We start from the raw sequence: 26644 nt of genomic DNA, 5'->3' as shown, positions 1-26644 counted from the left end.
CCCTTTGTGACCACACAGTCGAGCGACGGCACCTCGGGCAGCATCTCGGGCGGCGCCCCGGACGGTGACTACGGGGTGCCCGGCCTGCTCGCCGCGGTGCTGGCCGACGTGGCCGCCGAGCGGGTGCGCCAGGACGAGCGGTTCGGCATCCAGGAACACCCCGACGGCACCGGCCCCGACCGCACCCAGGCCGCCGACGCCGCCCGCGCGGCCACCGACGCCGCCAAGGCCGCCGGCCAGGTGACCTGGCGGCACATCCTGCACGAGGAGGTCCTGGAAGCCTTCGCCGAACAGGAAGCCGAGGCCCTGCGCGCCGAGCTGGTGCAGGTGGCCGCGGTCGCGGTGAAGTGGATCCAGTCCCTCGACCGCCGTTCACCGCCGGGCGGCCGGGCGGACGTCAAGGAAAGGGAGTGACGATTTGTCGACGATCGGAACGCTGCAGTGCGTGGTGCTCGACTGCCCCGACCCCCGGGCCCTGGCCCGGTTCTACGCCACCGTGCTCGGCGGTGAGGTCAACCGCCCCGACGGCCGCTGGGCGCTCGACGAGAGCTGGGCGACCCTCCACCTCGACACCGGCTCGGTCCTGTGCTTCCAGGAGATGGCCGACTACCGCCCGCCGACCTGGCCGGAACCGTCCCGCCCGCAGCAGCTCCACCTGGACGTCGAGGTTCCTGACCTGGACGAAGCCGAGCGAGCGGTCCTCGAAGCGGGAGCCACCCTGCTCGACACCGGCACCCCCGGCCAGAGCTGGCGCGTCTACGCCGACCCGGCCGGTCACCCCTTCTGCCTGGTCCGGCACGCATGACGCCGGCCCGCGTCCTGCACGTGGGCTGCGCGATGTGGACCCATACCCCGTGGCAGGGCCGCTACCTGCCCCACCCGCTCCCGCCGGCCGAGCGGCTGCGCGCGTACGCCACCTGGTGCAACGCGGTCGAGGGCAACACCACGTTCTACGCCACGCCCTCCCTGGCCACGGCCGAGTCGTGGGCGCGGCAGCTCCCGCCGGACTTCCGCTTCCTGGCCAAGCTCCCCAAGCCGGTCACCCACGAGCACCGGCTGTCCGGCGGTGACGACGAGCTGCGGGCCTTCCTCGCGGCGGTCGAGCCGCTCGGCGCGCACGCCGAGACGTTGTGGGTGCAGTTGCCCGGCTCGTTCGGCCCGGAGGACCTGGGCGCGCTGGCCGCCTTCCTGCGCAGGCTGCCCCGGGAGCACCGCTACGCCGTGGAGGTCCGGCACCGCGCGTTCTTCGAGGACGCACGCGCCGCCCAGAACCTGGAGCGGGTGTTAGGCGCGGTGGAGGCGGAGTGGGTGCCGTTCGACACGGTCACCCTGTTCGCCCGCCGTCCCGACACCGACGCCGAGCGGGACGCCTGGACGCGCAAGCCCAGGGTGGCCCGCAGGATGCGGGCGCTGACCGCCCGGCCGATCGTGCGCTACCTGGGCAGGGACGACGCCGAGCGGACCGCAGAGGGCTGGCGGCCGTGGGTGGGGGTGGTCGCCGGGTGGCTGGCCGAGGGCCGGTCGCCGACCTTCTTCGTGCACACGCCGGACAACGCCGAGGCGCTGGAGCTGGCCCGGCGCTTCCACGACGAGGTGCGGGCGGTGGTCCCGGGGCTCGCCCCGCTGCCCGACCCCGAACCGGCCGCGCCACCCACCCTCTTCTAGAGCACCCGGCCCAACCTGGCGGCGTGGGCGTAGTGGTAGAGCGACTCGCTGATCTCCGGCCGGGTGGCGAGCCAGGCCGGCACGGTCTCCTCGACCTCGCGCGGGTAGCTGACGTGCCAGTGCCCGAGCCCGTGCAGAGCCCCCTCGACGCACGCCTCGTTCGGTGAGCTGAGCGTGTCCCGCATGACCGCCAGCAGAGCCTGGTCGATCGGCCGCGCCGCGGGGTCGCCGGGCCGGCCCCAGGTGGAGAAGGCGTCCCACCACATGTAGCAGATGGAGTTGAGCGGCTCGTGCCCCTCGGCGCCGGCATGGCCCAGCACCGGCGCGCAGTGCGGCTCGAACAACCGCCGGTACAGCTCGCGGATCGCCGAGGCGCAGGCCAGCCGTTCCGGCAGCGGCACGTCCTGGTTGTACAGCTCCAGGAAGAGCTCGGAGTTCCCGGCCAGGTGCCACAGCCCGCTGCTCACCTCTTCCGGGGTGTAGTCGGCCAGGGCGCGCTCGGGACGGCGGAGGAAAGCGGTGATCACCGCGATGCTGTCGGCGGGGTCGTCGAGGAAGTCGTCGTCGATGCCGAGGACGAACAGCCGGGTGAGCCACGCGTCGAGGTCGATCGCCACCCGCCGACTGTCCCACCGCCTGCTGCCGGCGTCCAGGAGCCGATCGGCCCGAGTGCGTTGACGCGGCCTGGCAACCCCTCTAGCCTGACATCTACCAATCAGTCGGTAGGTTTTGGAGCCGCCCCGTGCGCAGGCTGATCGTCCCCCTCCTCGCCCTTCTCTGCGTCTTACCGCTCTCGACCCCCGCCGCGGCCTCGCCGGCGCCGGACGTCGAGGCGCAAGGCCTGACCACCCCGCTCACCCGCCCCGTCTGGCTCTGCAAGCCCGGCCAGGCCGACAACCCGTGCCTGACCGGCCGCTACCCCGACGGCTACCACGCCCCGCTCGACACCACCGTGGTGCGACCCGACGGCAGCACCGCCGTCCAGCCCCCGGCCCCGGCCGGCGACCCGGGCGTGGACTGCTTCTACGCCTACCCGACGGTCAACCTGCTCAGCAATCCGATCCTGCTGCTGGGCGCCAACCCGCCCTACGTCCGGGACCCGGAAGTCGCCGTCACCCTCACCCAGCTCCGCGCGCTCGCCGGGCACTGCCGGCTGTTCGTGCCGCTCTACCGGCAGGCGCCGCTCACCTCCTACCTGCTGAGCATCCTCGCCCCGCCGGACTTCGAGACCGGCTACCAGGACGTCAAGCAGGCCTTCGCCGAGTATTGGGCGACCGAGAACCAGGGCCGCCGCGGCGTCATCGTGCTCGGCCACTCCCAAGGCGCCGCGGCCGCGGCCCGGCTGCTGCAGGAGGAGTTCGACGGCGTGCCCGCCCGCACCGACAAGCTGGTCGGCGCCTACCTGGCCGGCACGGGCGTGCGGGTCGCGCTCGGCGGGGGCAACGACGCCGGCTCCACCTTCCGGCACCTGCCCGCCTGCACCCGGCCGAGCCCCGCGGCGCCCGTCCCCAGCGGGTGCGTGGTCGCCTACGCCTCCTACGACCTCGACGGGGCCGACCCCCGCGACGCTGTCCTGGCCAAGGACCCCGACGCCGGGCACGAGATGCTCTGCGTCAACCCCGCCCAGCTCCTCACCGGCGGCCAGGGCCGGCTGCCGATCCGGCCCTGGCTCCCCACCCGCAAGCTCACCAAGGGCGGCAGCCTCGACCTGCTGATGGGCGACTACCAGGCGCCGGACTACCCGACCGGCTTCGCCGCCTACCCCGGCCGGATGAGCGCGGAATGCGTGCGCGACCGCGGCGCGACGTGGCTGGAGATCGACGGCAACGAGCCGTTCAAGAGCTCGCACGCGCAGCTCGGCCTGCACGTGCTCGACTACTCGCTGCCCGCCGGCGACCTCGCCGACCTGCTCGGCGCCCAGACCGCCGCGTGGAGGCAACGCCATGGCGGCTGAGCCGGTCGCCGACCGGCCGGGCTTCACCGAGAAGCTCGCCTTCTTCGCCGGCGTGGCCGGCGGCGCCCTGATGGGCGGCGTCTCGGGGTTCCTGTTGCTCTACCTCACCGACGTGGTGGGGATCGGGGCGGCGGCGGTCGGCACACTCATGCTGGTGGCCAGGATCGTGGACGGCGCGAGCGACCCGATCATGGGGTACCTCGTCGACCACCTCCCGGTCACCCGCTGGGGCCGGTTCCGGCTGTACGTGCTGGTCGGCGGCCTGCTCTGCGCGGTCTGCCTGATCGCGCTGTTCGCCGCGCCCGCCTGGTTCCCCAACGCCCTGCTCGCCGCCTGGGTCACCTACCTGCTGTGGGGGCTGCTGCTCGACCTCTTCCAGATCCCGGTGACCTCGCTCCTGCCCGTCGTCGCCGGCGACGCCCGCACCCGCGGGCAGCTCGCCGGGATCGTCGGCTTCACCGGCCTGCTGGCCGCCGCGCTCAGCACCGGCCTCACGCTGCCGCTGGTCAAGCTGCTCGGCGGCGGCACCGGGGGGTGGCTCACCTACGTCACGATCGTGGCCGGGGTGGGCTGCGTGCTGGTGACGATCATGGCACTCCGGGTGCGGGAGCGGGTCGTCCCGCTGTCGGCCGAGCGCTACCGGCTCTCGGACGTGCGGCGGGTATTCTTCTCGCACCGGGCGGTGCCGATCCTGCTCACCTCCAAGGTGGCCGTCCAGGCGGCCAGCGGCTCGCTCACCGCGGCCATGCCGTACTTCTTCCTCTACTACATCGGAGACCAGAACTACCTCACGGTGGCGGCGCTGGTCATGGCCCTGCCCATGGTGATCGGCGCGCTGGCGGTGCCGGTCTTCGCGCGCCGGGCGGGGGCCAAGCCGGGTTACCTGCTCAGCCTGGGCCTGTCCATCCTGGGCCTGGCGCTGCTCATGGTGGTGCCGCCGGCTCCCGTGCCGGTGATGCTCTGCTTCGTCGTCACCGGCTTCGGCTTCGGCGGGGCGGTCGCGCTCGGGCTGGTGTTGCTGGCCGAGCTCGCCGACTACACCGAGTGGCGGTACGGCTTCCGCACCGAGGCCAGCCTCGCGGCGATGACCTCGTTCGCCACCAAGGCGGGCGCGGGCGTCGGCGGCGGGCTGCTGGCCTACACGCTGGCCCTGACCGGCTACCGCAGCGGCGGCGTCACGCAGAGCCCGGAGGCGGTGCAGGGCATCCTGTACGCGCAGAGCCTCATCCCGGCGGTCATCGGCCTGGTCGGCGCCCTGGCCTTCGCCTTCTACCCGATCACCCACTCGGTCGCCCACCAGGCCGCCGCGGAGCTCGCCACCCGCAAGGCGGCCCAGCGGGAGGCGGTCGCGTAGGGCACGACGCCCGCCCCCGGCTCGGGGGCGGGCGTCACCCGAGATGTTCGCGCACCGCGCCGACGACCAGGTCACGCCACTCGCGCGCGGACGGCAGGAGCGCGGTCAGCGACTGCGAGCCGTGCACATGCCCCTCGAACAGCCGGAACTCCGCCTTCACCCTGGACGCCACCAGCCGCTCGGCGTACCGCCGCCCGTCGTCGGCCAGCGGGTCGCACTCCGCGCTGACGATCAGCGCGGGCGGCAGCCCGGCGAGCGTGGGCGCGTGCAGCGGGGAGGCCAGCGGATGGGCGGGGGAGTGCGGCCCCAGGTAGGCGGCCCGGCACCAGTAGAGATCTTCGGCGGTGATCAGATGCCCGGTGGCGTACCGCTCGATCGAGGGCGAGGCCCAGGTGAGGTCGAAGGGCGCGATCTCCAGCACCTGCACGGCCAGCGTCGGCCCGTTCCGGTCGCGGGCGAGCAGGGCGACGGCCGCGGCCAGGTTGCCGCCCGCGCTCTCCCCGGTCACCCCGATCCGTTCGGGCCGGAACCGTCCGACGGCCCACTCCAGCGCCCGGTAGCAGTCCTCGACCGGGGTGGGGAAGGGGTGCTCGGGAGCCAGCCGGTAGTCGGCGCTGACCACCGTGACGCCCGCGCGCCCGGCGAAGGCACGGCAGCGCCACTCCGACTCGGCCGCCGAGCCGCTCCACCAGCCGCCGCCGTGGAAGTGCAGCAGCAGGCCGGGCCCGCCGGGGTAGACCCGGACCGAGAAGCCCTCGGCCAAGGTCTCCTCGTAGACGCCGTCGATCTCCGGCTCGGCCTCGACGAGCGCCTGGTAGGGGTGGCCGGAGCCGCCACGGGACAGGGCGCGGCGTTCCTCGACGGTCCGCCAGGCGGGCACGGGCCGGGCGTTGAGGGCGTCGAGCAACGGGGCGAGGAGGGGGTCGAGTGGCATGGCAAAAACCTACCAACTGATAGGTCGCTTTGCTAGGCTCGGGCCATGCCCGCCAAGAAGCCGTACGCCGTCGGGATCGCCCGCCGCGCGCAGATCCTCGACGCCGCCCGCGACCTGTTCAGCGTCCGCGGCTACCGCGGGGCCTCCATGCGCGACCTGGCCGCCCAGGTGGGGCTCAGCCTGGCCGGGGTGCTGCACTACTTCCCGTCCAAGGAGGACCTGCTCGCGGCGGTGCTGCAGCAGCGCGACGACGTGGACATCCCGTGGTTCGAGGAGCGCTGGGCCGAACTGGGCAGCTTCCGCCGGGCCATCCGCGAGCTGCAACTGCGCAACATGAGCGAGCCGGGGGTGCTGCGGCTGTTCGTGACGCTCTCGGCCGAGGCCACCGACGCCGAGCATCCGGCGCACGACTTCTTCCGCAAGCGCTACCGCACCAGCCGGGCGCTGTTCGCCGCCACCCTGGCCAAGGCCCAGGAACGCGGCGAGATCGGGCCGCACGCCAGCGGGCCGCTGCTCATCGCCGTGCTCGACGGGCTCCAGGTCCAGTGGCTGCTGGAGCCGGAGTTCGACCTGCTGGGCCAGCTCGACGCCTACCTGGACAGCATCACGCCGTAGCGCGGTGGCCATTGATCGGATGACTCCTCGTCTGGCACACTGGCATGTGTAAGCGCTTACAGCAATGAGGCGGGCATGGACGTGACGATCTACGAGGTGGCCAGGCGGGCGGGCGTGTCGATCGCGACCGTCTCCCGCACGCTCCGCGGCACCGGCCCGGTGGCGTCGAAGACGCGCGAGAAGGTGCTGAAGGCCGTCGCCGAACTCGACTTCACCCCCAGCCGCCTGGGCGTGAGCCTGGCCGAGGGCCGGCACGCCGCCAACGGCATCGTCTTCCCCGACCTCGCCGGCCCCTACTACGCCGAGGTCCTGCTGGGCTACGAGGAGGTCGCCTCCGAGCTCGGCCGCTCCGTGGTGATCCTGTCCACCAAGGACCGGGACAACGTGCGCGACCTGATCCGCGACCTGGCCGGCCGGGTGGACGGCCTGCTCGTCTTCGGCCAGACCGCGCCCGACGACCTGGTCGCCGAGCTGGTGCGGATGAGCGTGCCGCTGGTGTTCGTGGCCCGCGCGCCGCTGCCGGGGGCCGACAGCCTGCGCACGGAGAACATCGGACCTGCCCGCCTGCTCGCCGGGCACCTGCGCGAGCACGGCTACCGCTCCTACGCCTTCCTGGGCGCGCCCTTCGCCGACGGCGACGACATCTCCGAACGCTGGGCGGGCGTGCGCGAGGTGCTGGGCGAGGCCGTCGAACCCGTGCTCACCGCCCGCTACACCGTCGAGTCCGGCTACGAGGCGGCCCTGCGCCTGCTCGGCAGCGACTCGCGGCCCGAGGCGGTGATCTGCTCCGACGACGAGGTGGCCCTCGGCGCGATCCTCGCCGCCGAGGAGCTCGGCCTCGCCGTACCCGACCAGGTGGCGATCACCGGCTGGGACGACATCATGGCCGCCCGGCACGCCCGCCCCGCCCTGACCACCATCCGCCAGCCCATGCGCGAGCTCGGCGCCGGAGCGGCCCGCGCGCTGGACGAGCTCATCGCCGGGCAGCGGGACGAACCGCGCCACCTCACCCTTCCGGCCGAACTGGTCATCCGTCACAGCTGCGGACGCCATCCCCGATGACAAGGAGCCGAACCCCATGCGCACACCCCTCTTAGCCGGCCTGCTGGCCGCCGCGCTCACCACCACGCTCTCGGCCCAGCCCGCCGCCGCCCGGCCCGGTGACCGGGCGACCCTGCTGAAGTACGCCAAGGACACCTGGACCTCGCTGGCCGCCATGGTCGACCCCGGCACCGGCCTGCCGTCCGACAAAATCACCGGCGACCTGAGGACCCGCGTCAAGGTCACCTCGCCCACCAACATCGGCGCCTACCTGTGGTCCACCCTGACCGCCCGCGACCTGGGCCTCATCAGCCCCGGCGACGCGCAGCGCCGGGCCCGCAAGGTGCTCGACGCGCTGGAGCGGATGGAACGGCACGCGCCGACCGGCCAGTTCTGGAACTGGTACGACCCCGCCACCCTCCAGGTCGTCAGGACCTGGCCGGACAACGGGACCGTGGTCCACCCCTTCGCCTCCAGCGTCGACAACGGCTGGCTGGCCACCGCGCTGATGATGGTGCGCACCGCGCTGCCCGCCCACGCCGCCCGCGCCGACCGGCTGGCGCGCTCGATGAACTTCGCCGCCTACTACGACCCCGCCGCCCGCCCCGACGCCGGCACCGGCCTGCTGCGCGGCGGCTTCTGGCCCGAACCGCCGCCCGGACAGTGCTCCGTGGAGAGCGACTACGCCGGCACCGGCGTCAAGGTCCACTCCACCTGCCACCACTACGGCTCGCCCGGCGAGACCCGCATCGGCACCTACGTCGGCATCGCCCTGGGCCAGATCCCGCGCGAGCACTACTACGGCCTCTACCGCACCTTCCCCGACGCCGGCTGCGACTGGGCCTGGCAGGACCAGAAGCCGGTCGGCTCGTGGAAGGAGTACCTCGGGGTCAAGGTCTGGGAGGGCACGTACGGCTACCGCGGCCTGCGCTTCGTGCCGAACTGGGGCGGCTCCATGTTCGAGGAGCTCATGCCCGACCTGGTCGTGCCGGAGAGCGCCTGGGCGCCGAAGAGCTGGGGCCGCAACCACCCGGTCTTCGTCAAGGGCCAGATCCAGCACGGCCTCGACGACGCCAAGTACGGCTACTGGGGCTTCTCCCCGTCCAACGACCCGCACGGCGGCTACCGCGAGTACGGCGTGGACCCGATGGGCCTGGACGCGGCCGGCTACACCACCGACCGCGAGCGCACCACGACCGACCCGGGCTACGAGGGCTGCCGCCCGGCCCAGCCGGAACCGGCCGCCTACGGCGACGGCGTGGTCACGCCGCACGCCTCCTTCCTGGCTCTTCCGTACGCGAAGAAGGCGGCCCTGGCCAACCTGGCGAAGCTGCGCGGGAACTTCGACGCCTACGGCCCCGGCGGTTTCTACGACGCCGTCGCCGTGCGCTCAGGGGTGGTGTCCCGCTGGTACCTCGCGCTGGACCAGGGCATGGTCATGGCCGCCCTGGGCAACGAGCTGGCTTCCGGCAACATGCGCCGGTACTTCGGCCGCCCCGACGTCGAGGCGTCGCTGCGGCCGGTGATGGAACCCGAGGAATGGGAGGTCGCCGGGTGAGTACGGCAGAAGCCGCACGCCGTGACTGGGAAGCACGGATCTACCAGGCGTCCGGCGCGGTGGCGCCGGTGACCGAGGTCGTCCTGCCCGCGCCGGCCGGGTTGCGGGCCCGGCCGGGCGCCGGGCACGTCACGCTGACGTGGGAGCCGGTGCCGGGGGCGATCGGCTACCTCGTGCACCGCGACGGCGTCTCGGTCAAGCAGCGCGACGTCGACGTCCCGGCGGTGCCGGGTTGCCGGTACGTGGACACCGGGCAGGGGGAGTGCGCCTACCAGGTGGCCGCGATCGCCGCGATGGACGTGGTGGGACCGTTCAGCGACCCGGTCTCGGCGGGGCCCGCCGAGACCGGCCGCGAGGTGGCCGTCTCGGTGGACGCCGGGGCCGTGACCGGAACGCTCCACCGGCCGTGGACCACCATGATCGGCTCCGAGCACCTGTCGTACCTGCTGTGCCGCGAGGAGTCCGGGGGCCGCCCGATCGGCGAGGAACTGACCGCGGCCCTGCGGACCATGCGTGAGGAGTTCGGCGTCGAGACCGTGCGGGCGCACGCGATCCTCGGCGACGACCTGGAGGTCTACCGCGAGGTCGACGGCAAGGCGGTGCACGACTTCAGCAAGGTCTTCGAGGTCTACGACACCATCATGGCCTTCGGCCTGCGGCCGGTCGTCGAGCTCGGCTACATGCCGCGTGACCTGGCCACGGACCCGTCCAAGACGGTCTTCGGCTACCAGGCGATCATCTCGCCGCCGAAGGACTACGACGCCTGGGGCGAGCTCGTGCGCGACCTGACCCAGGCCCTCGCCGACCGCTACGGCCTGGAGGAGCTCGTCGAGCGCTGGGCCTTCGAGGTCTGGAACGAGGCCAACCTCGCCGTCTTCTGGTCGGGCACGCCGGAGGAGTACTTCCGCCTCTACGACGTCTCGGCCGCCGCGGTGAAGAGCGTCCACCCCGGCCTGCGGGTGGGCGGCCCCAGCTCGGCGGCGAACGGCTGGGTCGAGGAACTGCTCAGCCACGTCGGCAAGTCCGGGGCCGCGCTCGACTTCGTCTCCACCCACACCTACGGCAACGCGCCGCTCGACTGGCGTCCCGCCCTGGCCCGGCACGGCCGCGAGGACACCCCGATCTGGTGGACCGAGTGGGGTCCCACCCCCACCCATTTCCACGGCATCGGCGACGGCCCGTTCGGCGCCACCTTCCTGCTGCACGGCATGAAGTCGGCGGCCGGGCGGCTGGACGCGCTCTCGCACTGGGTCGCCTCCGACCACTTCGAGGAGCTCGGCCGCCCGCCGCGGCTCTTCCACGGCGGCTTCGGCCTGCTCACCGTCGGCAACCTGCGCAAGCCCCGCTTCCACGCGCTCACCCTGGCCCACCGGCTGGGCCCGGAGGAACTGGCCGCGAGCGTCGAGGGCGACCAGGCCGGCGTCGAGGTCTGGGCCGCCCGACACCCCGACGGCCGCGTCGGCGTGCTCGTCTGGAACGGCACCCTCAACCAGGCCCAGGCCGACGGCGCCCCGGAACTCTCCCGCACCGTACGGCTGGCCGTCACCGGCCTGAAGGGCACCCACACGCTCACCCATCACCGCATCGACGAGACCCACTCCAACATCCGCGCGATCTGGCAGCGGATGTCCGGCGCGGACTGGCCGGAGGGCGAGGAGTGGGAGCGCCTGGCCGAGGCGAACACCCTCGACGAGCTCACCCCGGCGGCCGAGGTGGAGGGCAATGTCCGCCTGGAGTTCGACCTGCCCATGCCGGGCGTCTCCTTCGTCGAACTCACCCCCGCCTGACCTGACGGGCCTCTCCCCGAGACCGGGGGAGAGGCCCGTCGCAGCGCGGGTCACAGGACGCGGTGGCGTTCCCAGACCTCGCGCAGGCCGGATCCGGCCAGGAGTTCGGCGAGCACGGTGGACTCGGTGGCGGCGCGCTGGTTGGCCAGGGCCACCACCTCGGCCTCGACAGCCCGGGGTACGGCGACGAGGCCGTCGTCCTCGGCCAGAACGGTGTCGCCCGGAGCGATCCGGACGCCGCCACAGGTGACGGGCTGCTGGACGGCGACGACTCGCAGGCGCGCCCGGTAGTCGACGGGCAGGGTGCCGAGCGCGAAGACCGGGAAGTCCAGAGCCAGAACCTTGGCGCGGTCGCGGACGTAGCCGTCGCAGACGACACCGGCGGCGCCGCGGCCCTTGGCGGCCGCAGAGAACAGCTCGCCCCAGCAGGCGGAGCGGGCGCTGCCGCCGGCGGCGATGACGACCACCTCGCCGGGCCGCACCGAGTCGATGAAGTCGATCATGTCGTCGTAGGGATCGGGCCCGGCCTCCTCGGCGGGGGCGAACTGCACGGTCCTGGCCCGGCCGAGGGCCCGCATCCCCGCGCGCAGGGGCCGGATCGCGGGGTGGAGGACCTGACCGCGCACCCCGGCCTCGTCCAGGGAGTCGGCGACCTGCGCGGCGGCGACGGAGCTAACGAATGACATGGCCCCGCCCCGGCTGGAAGGCGAAGCGGGCCTCGATCTCCGGCGTCAGCCGTACGCCCAGGCCGGGCGCGGCCGGCGGCAGCAGGTGCGAGCCCTCGATGCGCAGCGGTTCGACCAGCAGGTCCTCGCGCAGCGGGTTGGGCAGCGTGCACAGCTCGATCAGGTCGAGGTGCGGGGTGGCGAAGGCGGTGTGCACGCTGGCCATCAGGTTGACGCCGGTGGACCAGATGTGCGGCACGCAGTCGAGCCCGGAGCCGAAGGCCTGCGCGGCCACCCGCTGGAACTCGGTGATGCCGCCGACCATGCCGACGTCCGGCTGGACCAGGTCGACGCCGCCGGCCTCCATCAGGCGCTCGAACTCCTGCCGGGTGGAGTAGCTCTCCACGCCGGAGATCGGCACCTCCAGCGCGGCGCGGGCGGCGGTGTAGCCCGCCACGTCCTCGGCCCGGCAGGGCTCCTCGTACCAGCGCGGCCCGTATCGCGCCAGATGCTCGCCCACGCGCAGCACGTCGGCGAGCGGCCAGGGCCGGCCCGCGCAGCCCTGCACGGCGTCGAGGACGAAGCGGGTGCCCGGCTCCAGCGCGGCCACGACCCGGTCGATCAGGCCGATGGTGCGCTCGGGGCCGGTCATCGCGCGGAACTTCACCGTGGCGAAGCCGCGCGCCTCCATCTCCTTGACCCACGCCAGCACCTGCTCCTCGTCCACGCCGAGGCCGCCGCTGGCGTACAGCTCGACGCTCGGGTGCCGGAGCCCGCCGAGCAGCTCGTGCACCGGCACCCCGGCGGCCTTGCCGGCGGCGTCGAAGGCGGCCACCTCGATCGCGGCGATCACGCCGGAGGCCACCCCGCCGCGTGCCCAGAAGGCGGTGCTGGCCCGCAGCGCGTCGCCGACCGTGCCGGGCTCCTCGACGCTCAGGCCCACGGCGTACTGCCGCAGCGCCTCGACCACGCCCGGTACGGCGAGCGCGCCCATGATGCCCTGCGCCACCTCGCCGAGGCCGGTCACCCCGGCGTCCGTGGTGATCTCCACGAGCGCGGCGTCCCAGGTCTCGATGCGCCCGCCCACCCACTCCAGGGGCGGCTGCCCGGCGTAGTCATGGCTGAGCAGGACGGCGCGGATGTCAGTGATCTTCACATGAACCTCCTATTGGTCCAACCAATATAGCCATCTGAAGGCAAAGCGGTAGCTAAGCCTGGGAAGAACGCGGAGATTGGTCGGACTAATGCTGGGCGGCGCGGAGGAACGCCTCCACACCGGCCACGTGCGCGGCGGCCACCGCGCCCGCCCGTGCCGGATCCCGGTCGCGCAGCGCCTCGAAGATCGCCTCGTGCTCGCGGATCGCCCGGTCGAACACGCCCTGGTCCACCCGGCCCCGCCAGGTGCGGGCGCGCAGCGTGCGGGTGCTGAGCGCCTCGATCAGCGCGGCCAGCACCGGGTTGCCCGCCGCCTCGGTGACCACCGCGTGAAACTGTGCGTCGGCGTGCACCACCTCGTCGACGCTGCCGTCACCGCGCTGCGGGTCGTGCCGCATCTCCTCCAGATGCCCGGCCAGCCGGCCGAGCTGCTCGTCGGTGATGCGGGAGGCGGCCTGCGTGGCCGCGACCGACTCCAGGGCCCGCCGTACCTCCAGCATGTCGAGGACGGTCGCGTCCGCCGACAGCTCCACCAGCATCGCGAAGGTGTCGAGCAGCATCGCCGGGGACAGGCTGGTCACGTAGGTGCCGTCACCCTGCCGTGCCTCCAGCAGCCCGGCCAGCGTGAGCGCGCGGATCGCCTCGCGCAGCGTGTTGCGGGAGACGCCGAGCTGCACCGCCAGGTCCCGCTCGGTCGGCAGCCGCCCGCCCGGCGGGAACTCCCCTGAGGCGATCATCTTCTTCAGGTGCTGGATCGTCTCGCCCGAGGCCGAAGTGCGGGTGCCGTTGCCTGCCACGGAGTCAGCGTAGCCGTACCGGCGCGGCCTGCCGCAGGTCCGCTCCCCGGGTCTCCGGTACGGCCAGCACCGCCACCAGCGAGATGAGCGCGAGCCCGCAGACCAGCGCGGCGATCGGCCACGAGGCGCCCCCGGACCAGGCGAGCACGGCCGAGGCCACCAGCGGGGCGGGCCCGCCGATCAGCGCGGCGGTGGACTCGCGGGCCAGCGCGATGCCGCTGAGCCGGAAGCGCGCCTCGAAGAGCTCCGCGAACAGCGAGGCCTGCGCGGCGTACATCGAGGCGATGCCCACCGCCAGCCCGAGCACCACGGCCAGCACGATCGCGACCGGCGCCCTGGTGTCGACCAGCCAGAACATCGGGAAGGCGAACAACGCCAGGAACCCCGCCCCGAGGAACCAGACCGGCCGGCGGCCGATGCGGTCGGACAACATCCCGAACAGCGGGGTGGCGACGATGGCCAGGGCCGAGGCGCTGACGTTGGCGATCAGGCCGGTGCTCTTGGCGACGCCGAGCGTGGTCGTCACGTAGGACAGCACGAAGACCTGGATCAGGTAGGAGATCGCGACGAACGGCCCGTTGGCCGCCATGGCCAGCAGCAGCCGCTTCGGCTGGTGGCGGATCACCTCGACGACCGGCGCCTTGCCGGTCTCGCCGGTGCGCCGCAGTTCGGCGAAGATCGGGGTCTCCTCGACCTGGCTGCGGAAGTAGAGGCCGAGCGCGACGCCGGCCAGGCTGAGCAGGAACGGCAGCCGCCAGCCCCAGCTCTGGAACTGCGCCTCCGGCAGTGAGGAGATGCCGCTGAAGGTGAGCGTGGCGAGCAGGATGCCGATGAACACGCCGGTGCCGGGCAGCGACGACAGGAAGCCGCGCCGCCGCTCGTCGCCGGACTCGGCCGCCATGACCAGCGCGCCCACGTACTCGGCCCCGGCGCCGAAGCCCTGCAGCAGCCGGAGCAGCACCAGCAGGATCGGGGCGAGCACCCCGATGGTGCCGTAGCCGGGCAGCAGGCCGATCGCGGCGGTGGCGAAGCCCATCAGCAGCAGGGTCGCGACCATCATCGGCTTCCTGCCGATGCGGTCGCCGTAGTGGCTGAAGATCACCCCGCCCAGCGGCCGGGCCAGGAAGCCGACGGCGAAGGTGGCCAGGGAGGCGAGGGTGGCGGCCAGCGGGGAGGTGCCGGGGAAGAACTGCTCGCCGAAGACGAGCGCCGCGGCCAGGCCGAAGAGGGTGAAGTCGTAGTACTCCACCACGCTCCCGACCATGCTCGCGGCGGCGACGCGGTTGCCTGACGCGCTCAAGGAGACTCCAAAGGACGGTCCAATATGAGTGTTGAGAGGGAGTTTTTCGTACGATTTCGTCTCTTGTCTATGGATTGGCCCAACCAATACTGTGCAAGGCATGAGACGCAGCAAGTCGCTGGCGGTCGCCGCCGCCGTGGTGGCCTCGGCCGCCCTCCTCACCCCCGCCGCCTTAGCGCAGGCGCCCTACGAACCCACCGACGAGTCGCTCGCCCGGCACGTCGCCCCCCAGTGGTTCGAGGACGCCAAGCTGGGCTTCTTCATCACCTGGGGCGCCTCGTCCGTCCCCGCCTACGCCCCCGTGGACAAGGAGGACGAGAGCAAGTACGCCGAGTGGTACTGGTCCAAGATGAACACCAAGGACACCGCCACCCAGAAGCATCACCTGGCCACCTGGGGCAAGGACGTCGACTACGACGACTTCCTGACCGAGCACTGGAAGGCCGAGAAGTGGGACCCGAAGAATTGGCTGGACCTCTTCCGGCAGGGCGGCGGCAAGTACTACGTCCTGGTCGCCAAGCACCACGACGGCATCGCCCTGTGGGACAGCGCCTACTCCGACCGCACCACCGTCAAGTACGGCCCCGGCCGCGACTTCACCCGTGAGCTGGTCGAGGCCAACCGGACCGGCGGCTACGGGCTGAAGGACGGCCTCTACTTCTCGATGCCCGAGTGGTACAACCCCGCCTCGCCCGTCCAGTGGGGCGGCTGGTTCGGCCGCGGCGCGCCCAAGAACCCCTTCACCGGCCAGCCCGTGCCCTACACCGGCTACAAACCGGTCGCCGACTACGTCAAGGACTTCCAGCTCCCGCAGATGAAGGAGCTGGTCGACAAGTACGACCCCGACCTGATCTGGTGCGACATCGGCGGCGTCAACGACTCCAACACCTTCATGGCCTACTACTTCAACAAGGCCGCCGAGCGGGGCAAGGAGGTGACGGTCAACAACCGCTGCGGCAACAAGGCGCACGACTTCACCACGCCGGAGTACGCCGTCGAGCCGGACATCAAGAAGAGCAAGTGGGAGGCCTCGCGCGGGCTCGGCCACTCCTACGGCTACAACGCGCAGGAGGGCCTCGACGAGACCCTCACCCCCGACCAACTCGTCGACAGCTTCGTGGACATCGTCTCCAAGAACGGCAACCTGCTGCTCAACGTCGGGCCCAAGGCCGACGGCACCATCCCCGAGATCCAGGCCACCCGCGTGCGGGCCCTCGGCGCCTGGCTCCAGGCGCACGGCGAGGCGGTGTACGGCTCGCGCCACTGGACGCAGGCCGAGGACAAGGGCGCGACCGTGCCGGTGCGCTTCACCACGCAGCCGCGCGCCTTCTACATCACCGCCCTGGACTGGCCCGGCGAGAAGCTGACGGTCACCGCCCCGGTCCCGGTCAGGGACGGCGACGTGATCACCATGCTCGGCGACCCGCTGCCGCTGCCGTACAAGAAGAACCCGGACGGCACGCTGGAGATCACCACGCGCAAGCCCAAGGGCGCCTACGCCTACACCTTCCGCATCGCCCGGCCCGGCTACCTGCCCTCCATGGAGCGGCTGCTCGGCGTCGAGGGCAGCGTCGCGCCGGCCAGGGCGGGGGAGAACGCCAAGGTCGAGATCACCCTGGCCAACCGCGGCGACAAGGAGATCGCGGCCGGCCGGCTGACCGCCCGCGCGCCCTTCGGCACGCAGAGCTTCGCCTTCCCCAAGCTCGCCCCGCACACCCGGCTCAAGCAGACCGTCGAGCTGCCGATCCCGGCCGGGACCCGGTCCGGCTCCTACGAGGTGACGCTGGAGGCCGTCGCGGGCGTGCACGGCGCCTTCAGCGCCACCACGCCGCTCAAGGTCGTGGGGGAGAGCGTCCCGGTGGACCTGAGCGCGGTCTACGACCACGACTCGATCGCCGCCGCGGACGCGCCGAACGACGGCACCTTCGGCAACGCGCCGGTGGCCTACCCGGCCGAGGAACTGCCCGCCGCGGGCGAGATCGTCCACGACAACCTGCGCTTCCGGTGGCCGTCCGGCGCCACCGGCGTCAAGAACAACCTCAACGCCGGCGGGCAGCAGGTGCCGATCCCGCCGGGCTCCTACAGCACGCTGCAGCTGCTAGCCTCCGCCGGCTACGGCCCCGGCGCCAGCGACGTCACCGTCACCTACGCCGACGGCAGCACCGACGCCGCCAAGCTCACCGTGGCCGACTGGATGACCGGCGGCGATCGCGCGGTCCTCACGACCAGCCACCGCTACCAGTGGGGCAAGCTGGCCGACGCGGTCACCAAGGTGTACCGCTACGAGATCCCGGTGAACCCGGACAAGCAGGTCACCGGCCTGACCATCGGCCGGCCGGCGGGCCCGAGCCAGAACACGGCCACGCACGTCTTCGCCGTCACCGCCGAACGCTGATCCCCGGCCCTCTTTACAGCTCCGATCTCTGCCTGCAACACTCCGGTCATGGAACCGCTTCCAAAGGGTTGGAAGCGGTTCCAGCCAGAAAGGAGTTCCCATGACTGCCACCATCTACGATGTCGCCCAGCGGGCCGGCGTGGGCATCGCCACCGTCTCGCGCGCCCTGCGCGGCTCGGGATCGGTGCGTCCGGAGACCCGCGAACGCATCCTGCGGGCCGCCGAGGAACTCCACTTCACGCCCAGCCGGCTCGGCGTCTCCCTCGCCCAGGGCCGGCACGCCGCCAACGGCATCGTCTTCCCCAACCTCAGCGCCCCCTACTACGCCGAGGTGCTGCTGGGCTACGAGGAGGTCACCTCCGAGCTCGGCCGGTCGGTGATCATACTGTCGGCCGGCGGCCGCGGCGTCACGCCCGAGCAGGTGCGCGACCTGGCCGGCCGGGTGGACGGGCTGGTCGTCCACGGCAGGACCGTCCCGGCCGACCTCCTCGCCGAACTGGTCGACGGGGGTCTGCCCACCGTCCTGCTCGCCGGCGCGCCGGTGGCCGGGGCCGACCTGCTCACCACCGAGAACACCGGCTCCGCCCGGCTGCTGGCCGAGCACCTGCTCGGCCACGGCCTGCGCCGCCTCGCCTTCCTGGGCGGCCCGAGCGGGGGACCCGACGTGGACGAGCGCTGGTCGGCCGTGGCCGCCGCGCTCGCCGCCGCCGGCGCCCCGCCGCCCCGGCCCGCCCCGCTGACCGAGTACGGCGTGGCCGCCGCCCGCCGGGCCGCGCTGGACCTGCTCGCCGGGCCCGACCGGCCCGAGGCGCTGGTCTGCGCGCACGACGAGGTCGCCCTGGGCGCGCTCGCCGCGGCGCGCGAGCTCGGGCTCGACGTCCCGGGCGACCTGGCCGTCACCGGCTGGGACGACATCATGGCTGCCGAGCACTCCTGGCCGCCCCTGACCACCGTCCGCCAGCCGCTGCGCCTGCTGGGCGCGACGGCGGCGCGGGCGCTCGACGAGCTCGTCAGCGGAGCCCGCGCCGAGCCCGGGCACCGGATCCTGCCCACCGAACTCGTGCTCAGGTCGAGCTGCGGCTGCCGCTGAGCGGGACGCCCCGCGACCGCGCCGACCTGCCACGCCCTGTTGTGTAAGCGGTTACACCCACCCCCCGAGGAGAACCATGAGACTCGCCACCAAGGCCGGGCTCGGCCTGCTGGCCGCCGCCCTGGTCCTGACCGGCTGCGGCCGCTCGACCGGCACCGCCGCCCCCGAGCAGGCCAAGGAGGTCGCCACCGACACCCCCGCCACCGGCACTGTCAAGGTCTGGGCGATGGGCGGCGAGGGCGAGAAGCTCCCGCAGCTCGCCAAGGAGTACGAGGCGGCCAACCCCGGCGTCCGCATCGAGGTCACCGCCATCCCGTGGGGTCAGGCGCACGACAAGCTCGCCGGGGCCATCGCCGCCAAGACCACGCCCGACCTGTCCATGATGGGCACCACCTGGATGCCGGAGTTCGGCAGGACCGGCGCCCTCGACCCGGTGCCCAGCCTGATCGACACCACCAAGTTCTTCCCGGCCGCGCTGGAGCCGCCCACGGTCGACAAGACCCTGTACGGCGTGCCGTGGTACGTCGACACCCGCGTGCTCTTCTACCGGAAGGACATCCTCGACAAGGCCGGCATCAAGCAGGCGCCCAGGACCTGGGCCGAGCTCACCGCTGCCGCCAAGGCCGCCCAGGACAAGGGCGGCGCCAAGTACGGCATGTACCTGCCCCCGGGCAAGGGCGGCGCCGCCGACGTCTACCTGCCGTGGATCTGGCAGCAGGGCGGCGACATCCTCGGCGCCGACGGCACGTTCACCTTCGACACCCCGGAGAGCGTCAAGGCGCTCAGCTACTACCAGTCCTTCTTCACCGGCAAGCTGGCCCCGATGGCCACCCAGCCGGGCGACGCCGAGCGCTGGTTCGTCGACGGCAGCCTGGCCATGCAGATCACCGGCCCGTGGATGGTCAGCAAGTTCCTGGAGCTGGGCGGCCCCGGCTTCGCCGACAAGTTCGCCGTCGCACCCGTGCCCGGCGACAAGACCCGCACCTCCTTCGTGGGCGGCGCCGACCTCGTCGTCTTCAAGGACTCGCCCAACCGCGACGCGGCCTGGAAGTTCGTCAACTGGCTGAGCGACCCCGCCGTCCAGGTCAAGTGGTACGGCCTGCAGAAGGACCTGCCCAGCGTGCAGGCCGCCTGGCAGGCCCCCGCGCTGCGCGACAACGACAAGGTCGCGCCCTTCGGCGAGCAGCTCAAGGACGCCAAGGCCACCCCGCCGATCGGCACCTTCCAGCAGATCCAGAAGCTCATCGAGGACCAGTCCGAGAAGCTGATCGTCGGCGGCGTCTCGCCCGAGGACACCGCCAAGGCGCTCCAGCAGGGCGCCGAGCGCATCGGCACCGGCGCCTGACATGGCGACGGCCACCCTGCCCGAGTCCGCGCGGCGCGCGGCTGGAGCCCGGGCGCGGTCCTCCGACCGCACCCGGCGGGCGGTCGCGGGCTGGGTGTTCGCCCTGCCCTTCGTCCTGCTCTACGCCGCCTTCGAGCTCTTCCCGCTGATCGTCTCGGTCGTCATGAGCTTCACCGACATGAGGTCGACCGACCTGCGCGACCCGCTGAACATCAACACCGTCGGGCTGGACAACTTCGCCCGCATCCTCGGCGACGCCAAGTTCTGGCAGGCGACCTGGAACACCCTGGTCTTCGTCGCCTTCAGCGTGCCGTTCACCCTGGCCATCGGCCTGGCGCTGGGCATCGCGCTCAACTCCGGCGTCCGCCGGCTGAGGGCCGTCTTCCGGATCGGCTTCTACCTGCCGGTCATCTCCAGCGGCGTCGCGGTGGCGGTCATCTGGCGCTACCTGCTCAGCACCGACGCCGGCCTGATCAACTCGGCGCTGCGGCTGGCCGGCATCGACGGTCCGGCGTGGCTCAACGACACCAGGACCGCGCTGCCGTCACTGATCGCCATGGCGGTCTGGCGGCACGTCGGCTTCGCCATGGTGATCTTCCTGGCCGCGCTCCAGGGCATCCCGCGCGAGTTGTACGAGGCGGCCGAGATCGACGGCGCCGGCCGCCGGCAGGCCTTCCGGCACGTCACCCTGCCGCTGCTCCGCCCGGCGGTGTTGTTCATCGTGGTCATCTCGGTCATCGGCAACCTGCAGTTCTTCGAGGAGCCGTTCATCATGACCCAGGGTGGCCCGCTGGACACCACCACCTCGATCTCTTACCAGATCTACACCACCTTCGGCTTCGGCCAGTACGGCTACGCCGCCGCCATGTCGTGGGTGCTGTTCGTGATCATCGCCTGCCTGACGCTGCTGCAGTTCCGGCTGATGAGGGAGAAGTGATGGCGACCGGCACCCGGCCCGGCGAGTACCGCGGCCAGCCCTGGATCTACGGCGTCCTGGTCGTCGGCCTGGTCGTGGTCTGCCTGCCGTTCGTGTGGATGGTCTTCAGCTCCTTCAAACCGGAGGACGAGATCTGGCGCTTCCCGCCGACCTTCCTGCCGGAGCGGCCGACCACCGCCAACTACGCCGACCTGCTCACTCAGCTCGACTTCGGGCGGCTCGCGTTCAACAGCGTGCTGATCGCGCTGGTCTCGACCGCGGGCAACCTGCTGTTCTGCTCGATGCTCGGCTACGCGCTGGCCAAGCTGGACTTCCCCGGCAAGCGGCTGGTCTTCGGGCTGGTCATGTCCAAGCTCATGATCCCCGGCATGGTGCTGGTCATCCCCACCTTCGTGGTGGTCGCCGCGCTCGGGCTGATCAACACCTACGCCGGCATCATCCTGCCGGGCCTGGCCGGGCCCATGGGCGTCTTCATGATGCGGCAGTTCATGCTCGGGCTCCCCGACGACCTGGCCGAGGCGGCCCGGATCGACGGGGCCGGCGAGTACCGGATCTTCTTCCGCATCTTCCTGCCGCTGTGCAAGCCGGCGCTGGCCACGCTCGGCATCCTCACCTTCCTCGGCTCCTGGAACTCCTTCCTGTGGCCGCTGATGGTCGCCCAGGACAAGGACCTGTTCACCCTGCCGGTCGGGGTCGCGCTGTTCGCCTTCGACCACCAGAACACCGACTACGGGGTGCTGCTGGCCGGCTCGACGATGCTCGTGCTGCCGGTCATCGCGGTCTTCCTGTTCTTCCAGCGCCACTTCGTGCAAGGCATCGCCACGACGGGACTCAAATGAGAAGGTTCCTCACCGCCACCGTGCTGACCGTGCTCACCGCAGCGCTGCTCGCCACCGGCCTGAGCGGTACGGCGGCAGCCGTACCCGAGCGGTTGCCGGACGCCGACCGCGCCGTCCTCACCCAGTACGCCGCCGACACCTGGAAGTCGCTCGAAGCACTCGTCGCGCCCGAGACCGGGCTGCCGGCCAGCTACGTCAACGCCGACCTCACCGTCCGCTCGCACCAGACCGGGCCGACCCCGTTCGGCGGCTACCTCTGGTCGGCCACCACCGCCTGGCGGGTCGGCCTCATCGGCCGCCGCGCCGCCCGCGAGCGGGTCGAACGCACCCTCGACGCCCTGGGCCGGCTCGACTACCACCGGCCGACCGGCATGTTCTACCGCTGGTACGACCCCTACACCGGCGGGCTGAAGGACGCCACGCCGGCCTCGACCTTCCTGTCCAGCGTCGACAACGCCTGGACCGCGGTCGGGCTCATGGTGGTGCGCAACGCCTTCCCCGAACTGCGCGGCAAGATCTCCCCGCTGCTCGACCGGATGGACTTCCGCGCCTTCTGGCAGGACGGCGCCAAGGGCGCCAACGAAGGCGGCGGCCTGATGCGCGGCGGCATCTGGCCGGTGCCGCCGGGCGATGCGACCTGCACCGAGAAGGTGAACGGCGTCGACTACACCTGCCACTTCTACGGCGCGCTCGGCGAGACCCGGATGGTCACCTACGTGGCCGTCGCGCTCGGCCAGGTGCCCGGCGCGAAGGCCTACTACGGCCAGAACCGCACGCTCGCGCCGGACGACTGCGGCCAGGAGCAGAAGCCGGTCGGCCGCTACCGCACCTACGGCGGGGTCAAGGTCTGGGAGGGCGCCTACACCTACCGCGGCATGCGCCTGGTCCCCAACTGGAACGGCTCCATGTTCGAGGCGATGATGCCCAACCTGTTCGTGCCCGAGGAGCGCTGGGGCCCGCGGAGCTGGGGCGTCAACCACCCGCTCTGGGTGCGCGCGCAGATCGAGCACGGTCTCGACGAGGCGGGCTACGGCTACTGGGGCTTCTCTCCGTCCAACAACCCGGCCGGCGGCTACCGCGCCTACGGCGTGGACGCGATCGGCACGGGCGCCGACGGCGCCTACTCCGACCAGGACCGGACGCCGGTGGACACCGGCTTCGAGGGCTGCCGCCCGGCCCAGCCCGAGCCCGTGCGCTTCGGCGACGGCACGGTCACCCCGCACGCCTCCTTCCTCGCCCTGCGCTATGCGCCGCGTGAGGCGCTGGACAACCTGGCCAGGCTCAAGCGCGACTTCGACGTCTACGGCCCCGGCGGCTTCTACGACTCGGTCTCGGTCAAGAGCGGCCAGGTCGCCAAGGAGTACCTGACCCTCGACCAGTCGATGGTGATGGCGGCGCTCGGCAACGCCCTGGCCGGCGACCACCTGCGCGACTACTGGAGCCTCGGCCGGCCCGCCGCCAGGATCCGGCCGCTGCTGGCCGCGGAGGAGTTCTCCGCCGCGCCCCGCGAGCAGGGCTGGAGCGCCGACGAGGTCACGCTGCGCCGCTACGCCGCCGACACCTGGCGCTCGCTGGACGCGATGGTCGAGCCCGCCACCGGCCTGCCCGCCGACAACATCGGCGGCGACCTGGCCCCCGCCACCCGCAACAAGTCCACCTCGCCGACCAACATCGGCCTGTACCTGTGGAGCGTCGCGGTCGCCCGCGACACCGGGATGATCAGCGAGGCCGACGCGGTGGCCCGCGCGGGCAAGGTGCTGGCCACGCTCGCCACCCTCGCCCACCACCAGGGCATGTACTACAACTGGTACAACCCGGCCGACGGCCAGGTGGCGCAGAAGTACCCCTTCCTGTCCAGCGTGGACAACGGCTGGCTGGCCGCCGGCCTGATGGTCGCCCGCAACGCCTTCCCCGGCCTGCGCGACCAGGCCCAGGCCCTGCTGTCGCGGATGGACTTCCGGCTCTACTACGACCCGGCCGCCAAGCCGGGCACCGGCCTGCTGCGCGGCGGCGCCTACCCGGCCAAGCCCGACGACGGCCGCTGCGTGGTCGAGGGCCAGGGCGTCTGGTACACCTGCAACCACTACGCCGGCCTGGGCGAGACCCGCATCGCCGCCTACGTCGGCATCTCCCTGGGCCAGCTGCCCGCCGAGCTCTATTTCGGCCCCTGGCGCTCGCTGCCCGACAGCACCTGCGGCCAGGAGCAGAAGCCGGTCGGCTCCTACCGGACCCACCTCGGCCTCCAGGTCTGGACCGGCACGTACGGCTACCGCGGCATGCGCCTGGTGCCGAACGCCGGCGGCTCGATGTTCGAGGCGCTGATGACCACCCTGGTCGTGCCCGAGGAGGAGTGGGGCGCCAAGAGCTGGGGCCGCAACCACCCGGTCTTCGTCAAGGCGCAGATCGAGCACGGCCTGACCGAGGCCGGCTACGGCTACTGGGGCTTCTCCCCGGCCAACAACCCGGCCGGCGGCTACCGCGCCTACGGCGTGGACGAGATCGGCTTCAGCACCGGCGGTTACTTCTCCGACCAGCAGAACACCGCCGTGGACGTGGGCTTCGAGGGCTGCCGCCCGGCCCAGCCGCGCCCGGCGACCTGGGGCGACGGCGTCGTCACCCCGCACGCCGCGGCCCTGGCCTACCGCTATGCGCCGCGCGAGGCGCTCGACAACCTCGCGAAGCTGCGCCGCAACCTGGACAGCTACGGCCCCGGCGGCTTCTACGACGCGATCGCCGTCAAGTCCGGCCAGGTCTCCAAGCGCTACCTCAGCCTCGACCAAGGCATGTTCCTCGCCGCCGCCGGCAACGCGCTGACCGGCGACAAGCTGCGCGCCTATTTCACCGCGGGCGAGGCCGAAACCAAGCTCAAGCCCGTGATGGGCCTGGAGGAATGGGAGTCGCACCCATGATCGGCAAGACCCTGCTGGCCCTCGCTCTGCTGCACCCGGCCGCCGTGACCGGGGCGGCCGAACCGTACCGGCCGACCTACGAATCGCTCGCCCGCCACCAGGTGCCGCAGTGGTTCGAGGACGCCAAGCTCGGCATCTTCATCACCTGGAACCCCTCGTCGGTGCCGGCCTTCGCGCCGAAGGAGGGCCGGCCGGCCGGCTCGCCGTACGCGGAGTGGTACTGGAAGGAGCTGCAGCAGAACAAGAGCGGCCCGACCTTCAGGCACCACAGCGAGACCTACGGCCCCGGCGTGGTCTACGACGACTTCCTGCGGCAGTGGAAGGGCGAGAAGTTCGACCCCCGCGCCTGGCTGAGCCTGTTCAAGGCGGGCGGCGCCAAGTACTACACGCTGGTCACCAAGCACCACGACGGCGTCGCGCTCTGGGACACCGCGACCAGCGACCGCAACAGCGTGAAGTACGGCCCCGGCCGCGACATCGTCAAGGAGCTGGTCGAGACCAACAACCGGGAGTTCGGGCTGAAGAACGGCCTGTACTACTCGATGCCCGAGTGGTTCCATCCGAACATGCCCAAGGTGGGTGGCGGCTGGTTCGGCGGCACCGGCCCGAAGAACTGGCTGACCGGCGAGGACGTGCCCTACACCGGCTACAAGCCGATCACCGACTACGTCCGCGACCACCAGGCGCCGCAGCTCAGGGAGCTGATCGACCGCTTCTCGCCGGACGTGATCTGGTGCGACATCGGCGGCTTCGACGTGGACGACAGCCCCAACGTGCACGCCTACTACTTCAACAAGGCGGCCGAGCAGGGCAAGGAGGTGGCGGTCAACAACCGGTGCGGCAGCAAGGTGCCGCACGACTTCACCACCCCCGAGTACGCCGTCGAGCCGACGATCAAGAAGACCAAGTGGGAGGCCTCGCGCGGCATCGGCAGGTCCTACGGCTACAACGCGGCCGAGCTGCCCGCCGACTACCTGAGCGCCGACCAGCTCATCGACTCCTTCGTGGACATCGTCGCCAAGAACGGCAACCTGCTGCTCAACGTGGGACCGAAGGCGGACGGCAGCATCGAGGCGACGCAGGACCAGCGGGTGCGCGAGCTCGGCGCCTGGCTGAAGGTCAACGGCGAGGCGATCTACGGCTCTCGGTACTGGACCCAGGCCGAGGACCCCGGGGCGGGCGTGCCCGTGCGCTTCACCACCCAGCCGCACGCCTTCTACGCCACCGCGCTGGCCTGGCCGGGCGCCGAGCTGAAGCTGACCGCTCCGATCCCGCTGCGCGACGGCGACCAGGTGCACCTGCTCGGGCACCGCCGGCCGCTGAAGTGGACCCGCAACGCCGACGGGACGATCTCCGTCGACACCTCCAGGCTGACCGACCCCGGCAGCCACGCCTACGTCTTCCGCTTCGCCCGCCCGGGCTACCAGCACGCGCTCGAGGCGCTGGTCGGCGTGGAGGCGGCGGCCGTGCAGGCCAAGCCGGGGGAGACGGTCGAGGTGCCGGTCACCCTGGTCAACCGCGGCGACCGCCCCACGACAGCGGGCCTGGTCACCGTCACCGGGCCTGGCGGCAGCCGCGCGGTCGCCAAGGCACCCGCGCTCAAGCCGCACAGCCGGGCGAGCGTGCGGGTCTCCTTCACCGCCCCCGGCACGCCCGGCGAGGCCGAGCTCAAGGTGAGCGTGGTGGTCGGCGGCGGCATCCACCCGGTGTTCGAGACGAGGGCGCCGATCAACGTCCTCGGCCCGGTCACCCCGGTGGACCTGTCGGCCGCCTACGACAACGACGGCATCGCCACGGCGGCGGACCCGGCCGACGGCGACTTCGACGGGGCGGGCTCGACCTACCCCGCCGAGGAACTGCCGGCCTCGGGGCTCTGGGAGAGCCCGCAACGCCTCGCCTTCCGCTGGCCGGCCGCCCAGGACGGGGCGGCGAACAACGTCGTCGCCGCGGGGCAGCGGCTGGCCGTACCGGCGGGCAGGTACCGCAAGCTGCACCTGCTGGCCTCGGCCGGGTTCGGTCGGGACGGAAGGACCACGGTGACCGTCACCTACGCCGACGGCTCCACGCAGGCGCTGCCGATGACCTTCGCCGACTGGCTGAGCTCCGGCACCACCCCGGTCGCCGTCGCCACCCGCTACCGCTACCTGGCCAGCGGAGCCAAGGACATCGGCGCCCACGTCAACCTGCACTCCTTCGCCGTCGATCCGGCCAAGGAGGTCGTCTCCGTCTCGGTGGCGAAGGCCACCGGCTTCAACCCCCGGGTGGCGCTGCACCTGTGGGCCCTGACCATGGAGAGCTGAACCC

Annotated in this window: 22 protein-coding genes; 16 read left to right on the top strand and 6 right to left on the bottom strand. The window is 72.2% G+C overall.

Features of this window, described 5'->3' with window-relative positions:
* Positions 1 to 6 precede the first annotated feature (6 nt).
* Genes AB0I67_RS39435 through AB0I67_RS39425 form a run of 3 tightly spaced genes read left to right on the top strand, consistent with a single transcriptional unit; the run spans position 7 to position 1665 of the window.
* Positions 7 to 414 carry a hypothetical protein gene (locus AB0I67_RS39435; RefSeq protein WP_357935140.1) on the top strand — a complete coding sequence of 136 codons (408 nt, stop codon included), beginning with the start codon at positions 7 to 9 and terminating at the stop codon, positions 412 to 414.
* Positions 415 to 418: 4 nt separating this feature from the next.
* Positions 419 to 805, top strand: coding sequence for a VOC family protein (locus tag AB0I67_RS39430; protein WP_357935137.1), 387 nt, complete (start codon positions 419 to 421; stop codon positions 803 to 805).
* Positions 802 to 1665 carry a DUF72 domain-containing protein gene (locus tag AB0I67_RS39425; RefSeq protein ID WP_357935134.1) on the top strand — a complete coding sequence of 288 codons (864 nt, stop codon included), beginning with the start codon at positions 802 to 804 and terminating at the stop codon, positions 1663 to 1665. The genes AB0I67_RS39430 and AB0I67_RS39425 overlap by 4 nt, the downstream gene beginning before the upstream one ends.
* On the opposite strand, the gene AB0I67_RS39420 is transcribed toward AB0I67_RS39425, so the two are convergent.
* Positions 1662 to 2282: a hypothetical protein gene (locus AB0I67_RS39420; protein ID WP_357935131.1), complete on the bottom strand. Its 621-nt coding sequence runs from the start codon at positions 2280 to 2282 to the stop codon at positions 1662 to 1664. The two genes, AB0I67_RS39425 and AB0I67_RS39420, sit on opposite strands and share 4 nt — an antisense overlap.
* Positions 2283 to 2407: 125 nt before the next feature.
* Here AB0I67_RS39420 and AB0I67_RS39415 point away from each other — a divergent pair, with 125 nt between their 5' ends.
* Both AB0I67_RS39415 and AB0I67_RS39410 read left to right on the top strand, forming a co-directional pair.
* Positions 2408 to 3619, top strand: a complete 1212-nt coding sequence (locus AB0I67_RS39415; protein WP_357935128.1) for a DUF3089 domain-containing protein — start codon at positions 2408 to 2410, stop codon at positions 3617 to 3619.
* A complete protein-coding gene (locus tag AB0I67_RS39410) occupies positions 3609 to 4973 on the top strand; it encodes a glycoside-pentoside-hexuronide (GPH):cation symporter (protein ID WP_357935125.1) in 1365 nt (454 codons plus the stop codon). The genes AB0I67_RS39415 and AB0I67_RS39410 overlap by 11 nt, the downstream gene beginning before the upstream one ends.
* Positions 4974 to 5007: 34 nt before the next feature.
* Here the strand turns inward: AB0I67_RS39410 and AB0I67_RS39405 are convergent, their stop codons facing one another.
* Complete coding sequence (locus tag AB0I67_RS39405) at positions 5008 to 5907, bottom strand: alpha/beta hydrolase (RefSeq protein WP_357935122.1); 900 nt, start codon at positions 5905 to 5907, stop codon at positions 5008 to 5010.
* Positions 5908 to 5952: 45 nt separating this feature from the next.
* Here AB0I67_RS39405 and AB0I67_RS39400 point away from each other — a divergent pair, with 45 nt between their 5' ends.
* The 4 genes from AB0I67_RS39400 to AB0I67_RS39385 all read left to right on the top strand — a co-directional run bounded on the left by AB0I67_RS39400 (position 5953) and on the right by AB0I67_RS39385 (position 10908).
* Positions 5953 to 6522, top strand: coding sequence for a TetR/AcrR family transcriptional regulator (locus AB0I67_RS39400; RefSeq protein WP_357935119.1), 570 nt, complete (start codon positions 5953 to 5955; stop codon positions 6520 to 6522).
* 75 nt (positions 6523 to 6597) lie between these two features.
* Positions 6598 to 7584, top strand: coding sequence for a LacI family DNA-binding transcriptional regulator (locus tag AB0I67_RS39395; RefSeq protein ID WP_357935116.1), 987 nt, complete (start codon positions 6598 to 6600; stop codon positions 7582 to 7584).
* A 16-nt stretch (positions 7585 to 7600) separates the two neighbouring features.
* Entirely contained in the window at positions 7601 to 9121 is a 1521-nt protein-coding gene (locus AB0I67_RS39390) for a glucoamylase family protein (RefSeq protein ID WP_357935113.1), read from the top strand.
* Positions 9118 to 10908, top strand: coding sequence for a hypothetical protein (locus AB0I67_RS39385; RefSeq protein ID WP_357935110.1), 1791 nt, complete (start codon positions 9118 to 9120; stop codon positions 10906 to 10908). Before AB0I67_RS39390 ends, AB0I67_RS39385 begins: the two co-directional genes overlap by 4 nt.
* A gap of 50 nt (positions 10909 to 10958) precedes the next feature.
* Here the strand turns inward: AB0I67_RS39385 and AB0I67_RS39380 are convergent, their stop codons facing one another.
* From AB0I67_RS39380 to AB0I67_RS39365, 4 genes are all read right to left on the bottom strand, one after another.
* The gene (locus tag AB0I67_RS39380; protein WP_357935107.1) at positions 10959 to 11594 is read right to left on the bottom strand and encodes an RraA family protein; all 636 of its coding nucleotides are present in this window, start codon (positions 11592 to 11594) and stop codon (positions 10959 to 10961) included.
* Entirely contained in the window at positions 11581 to 12729 is a 1149-nt protein-coding gene (locus AB0I67_RS39375; RefSeq protein ID WP_357935104.1) for a mandelate racemase/muconate lactonizing enzyme family protein, read from the bottom strand. The genes AB0I67_RS39380 and AB0I67_RS39375 overlap by 14 nt, the downstream gene beginning before the upstream one ends.
* An 85-nt stretch (positions 12730 to 12814) precedes the next feature.
* Positions 12815 to 13525: a FadR/GntR family transcriptional regulator gene (locus AB0I67_RS39370; protein ID WP_357935102.1), complete on the bottom strand. Its 711-nt coding sequence runs from the start codon at positions 13523 to 13525 to the stop codon at positions 12815 to 12817.
* 4 nt (positions 13526 to 13529) lie between these two features.
* Positions 13530 to 14825, bottom strand: a complete 1296-nt coding sequence (locus tag AB0I67_RS39365; protein WP_357935099.1) for an MFS transporter — start codon at positions 14823 to 14825, stop codon at positions 13530 to 13532.
* 100 nt (positions 14826 to 14925) lie between these two features.
* On the opposite strand from AB0I67_RS39365, the gene AB0I67_RS39360 reads away from it, so the two are divergent.
* From AB0I67_RS39360 to AB0I67_RS39330, 7 genes are all read left to right on the top strand, one after another.
* Positions 14926 to 17220, top strand: coding sequence for an alpha-L-fucosidase (locus AB0I67_RS39360; RefSeq protein ID WP_357935095.1), 2295 nt, complete (start codon positions 14926 to 14928; stop codon positions 17218 to 17220).
* Positions 17221 to 17320: 100 nt separating this feature from the next.
* Entirely contained in the window at positions 17321 to 18310 is a 990-nt protein-coding gene (locus AB0I67_RS39355) for a LacI family DNA-binding transcriptional regulator (protein WP_357935092.1), read from the top strand.
* A 76-nt stretch (positions 18311 to 18386) separates the two neighbouring features.
* On the top strand, positions 18387 to 19655 hold the full coding sequence (locus AB0I67_RS39350; RefSeq protein WP_357935089.1) for a sugar ABC transporter substrate-binding protein: 1269 nt from the start codon (positions 18387 to 18389) through the stop codon (positions 19653 to 19655).
* Between the two features lies 1 nt (position 19656).
* Complete coding sequence (locus tag AB0I67_RS39345) at positions 19657 to 20592, top strand: sugar ABC transporter permease (RefSeq protein WP_357935086.1); 936 nt, start codon at positions 19657 to 19659, stop codon at positions 20590 to 20592.
* Positions 20592 to 21431, top strand: coding sequence for a carbohydrate ABC transporter permease (locus tag AB0I67_RS39340; RefSeq protein ID WP_357935083.1), 840 nt, complete (start codon positions 20592 to 20594; stop codon positions 21429 to 21431). The genes AB0I67_RS39345 and AB0I67_RS39340 overlap by 1 nt, the downstream gene beginning before the upstream one ends.
* Positions 21428 to 24340, top strand: coding sequence for a glucoamylase family protein (locus AB0I67_RS39335; protein WP_357935080.1), 2913 nt, complete (start codon positions 21428 to 21430; stop codon positions 24338 to 24340). The genes AB0I67_RS39340 and AB0I67_RS39335 overlap by 4 nt, the downstream gene beginning before the upstream one ends.
* Entirely contained in the window at positions 24337 to 26640 is a 2304-nt protein-coding gene (locus AB0I67_RS39330; protein ID WP_357935077.1) for an alpha-L-fucosidase, read from the top strand. The genes AB0I67_RS39335 and AB0I67_RS39330 overlap by 4 nt, the downstream gene beginning before the upstream one ends.
* Positions 26641 to 26644 lie beyond the last annotated feature (4 nt).

This window comes from Nonomuraea sp. NPDC050310 (assembly GCF_040655795.1).
GTDB lineage: Bacteria > Actinomycetota > Actinomycetes > Streptosporangiales > Streptosporangiaceae > Nonomuraea.
The sequence above is the reverse complement of the archived record's forward strand: the minus strand, read 5'-3'. Positions and strand labels throughout refer to the sequence as shown.